We start from the raw sequence: 1552 nt of genomic DNA on the forward strand, positions 1-1552 counted from the left end.
TTCGAGTCCTACTGCCGGAGTTCTCTATCTTTGAGAAGGGTAGGGTAATTGCTTCTTTTATCTTTGGAGAGTTGTCCGAGTGGCCGAAGGAGCATGATTGGAAATCATGTAGATGGGTATACCCTGTCTCAAGGGTTCAAATCCCTTACTCTCCGTTTTGACTGGTCCGTTGGTCAAGTGGTTAAGACACCGCCCTTTCACGGCGGTAACACGGGTTCGAATCCCGTACGGATCATTAATCGAATATTTGGGGGTTTAGCTCAGCTGGGAGAGCATCTGCCTTACAAGCAGAGGGTCAGCGGTTCGATCCCGTTAACCCCCATTAAATGTTGGTCCCGTAGTGTAGTGGTTATCACGCCTGCCTGTCACGCAGGAGATCGCGGGTTCGAGTCCCGTCGGGACCGCCATTTTAAAGATTTGATTAACAAACAATTTTATAATTGTGGCTCGGTAGCTCAGTTGGTAGAGCAATGGATTGAAGCTCCATGTGTCGGCAGTTCGATTCTGTCCCGCGCCACCATGGAGGAGTAGCGAAGAGGCTAAACGCGACGGACTGTAAATCCGTTCCTTCGGGTTCAGTGGTTCGAATCCACTCTCCTCCATTTATAACTAGGGGTATAGTTTAAAGGTAGAACAGCGGTCTCCAAAACCGTTAGTGTGGGTTCAATTCCTGCTACCCCTGCCATATTATGGCGACCGTGGCGAAGTGGTTAACGCACCGGATTGTGGCTCCGGCATTCGTGGGTTCGATTCCCATCGGTCGCCCTTTACATTGGGGTATAGCCAAGCGGTAAGGCAAGGGACTTTGACTCCCTCATGCGTTGGTTCGAATCCAGCTACCCCAGTTGGTTTCATTGAAATCATACAATAGTATAATGGCGCTATAGCCAAGTGGTAAGGCAGAGGTCTGCAAAACCTTCATTCACCGGTTCAAATCCGGTTAGCGCCTTCGTACTGCTATAAGTACCTTCAACATGCCGGCGTGGCGGAATTGGCAGACGCGCTGGACTCAAAATCCAGTGCCCGTTGAGGGCGTGCCGGTTCGACCCCGGCCGCCGGTATTGACTTCCATCGTTTATCGATGGAAGTTTTTTTGGTTCTACAATATTTAGTGTTGGTGGAAAATCTCCGATTTTCTTCCAACACTTTTTTTGTATGCGAAGTATAGAAAAAGAGATACCCAAATTGATAGAATACCGAATTACAACTCAAGATCACCTTAGATCTGAAAAAGAATATTAGCCGGAAGGAGATTGCTCAAGAATATTTTGTCTCTGACACGACAGTTATGCGTATTATGCGAGACTGCGTGCAAAGCTTCAGGACCAATTTTAACTATTTACCGTCAGTTCTTTGCATTGATGAGTTTCGCTCAATGAACTCTTGTAGTAATGCAATGAGCTTCATCTGCATGGATGGTCATACTAAACGGCTTATCAGTATCTTGGAAAGCCGTCGGCTTACCTATTTGAAGGCTCATTTTTTACGCTATCCACATCATATACGATGTAAGGTCAAGTATCTAGTCATGGACATGAACGCACCTTATGCC

1 protein-coding gene and 11 tRNA genes are annotated in these 1552 nt (G+C 47.0%); all 12 read left to right on the forward strand.

The genetic code is table 11. The features are described 5' to 3' along the window. The first annotated feature begins 65 nt into the window (after positions 1 to 65). Positions 66 to 155 (forward strand) — tRNA-Ser (locus tag BAU14_RS12395). An 8-nt stretch (positions 156 to 163) separates the two neighbouring features. Next, positions 164 to 235 (forward strand) — tRNA-Glu (locus BAU14_RS12400). Positions 236 to 249: 14 nt separating this feature from the next. Next, positions 250 to 322, forward strand: a tRNA-Val gene (locus tag BAU14_RS12405). Between the two features lie 9 nt (positions 323 to 331). After that, a tRNA-Asp gene (locus tag BAU14_RS12410) sits at positions 332 to 407 on the forward strand. A gap of 37 nt (positions 408 to 444) precedes the next feature. Beyond that, positions 445 to 520: transfer RNA gene (locus BAU14_RS12415), tRNA-Phe, on the forward strand. A 1-nt stretch (position 521) separates the two neighbouring features. Next, positions 522 to 602, forward strand: a tRNA-Tyr gene (locus BAU14_RS12420). A 9-nt stretch (positions 603 to 611) separates the two neighbouring features. Further along, a tRNA-Trp gene (locus tag BAU14_RS12425) sits at positions 612 to 685 on the forward strand. 7 nt (positions 686 to 692) lie between these two features. Then, a tRNA-His gene (locus tag BAU14_RS12430) sits at positions 693 to 765 on the forward strand. A gap of 8 nt (positions 766 to 773) precedes the next feature. Next, positions 774 to 845, forward strand: a tRNA-Gln gene (locus BAU14_RS12435). A 32-nt stretch (positions 846 to 877) separates the two neighbouring features. Continuing rightward, a tRNA-Cys gene (locus tag BAU14_RS12440) sits at positions 878 to 949 on the forward strand. Positions 950 to 976: 27 nt separating this feature from the next. Further along, positions 977 to 1061 (forward strand) — tRNA-Leu (locus tag BAU14_RS12445). A gap of 236 nt (positions 1062 to 1297) precedes the next feature. Beyond that, a partial coding sequence (locus BAU14_RS14545; RefSeq protein WP_420022091.1) for a transposase occupies positions 1298 to 1552 on the forward strand: 255 nt, incomplete at its 3' end.

The sequence above is a fragment of the Candidatus Enterococcus leclercqii genome (assembly GCF_009933135.1).
Lineage (GTDB): Bacteria > Bacillota > Bacilli > Lactobacillales > Enterococcaceae > Enterococcus_C > Enterococcus_C leclercqii.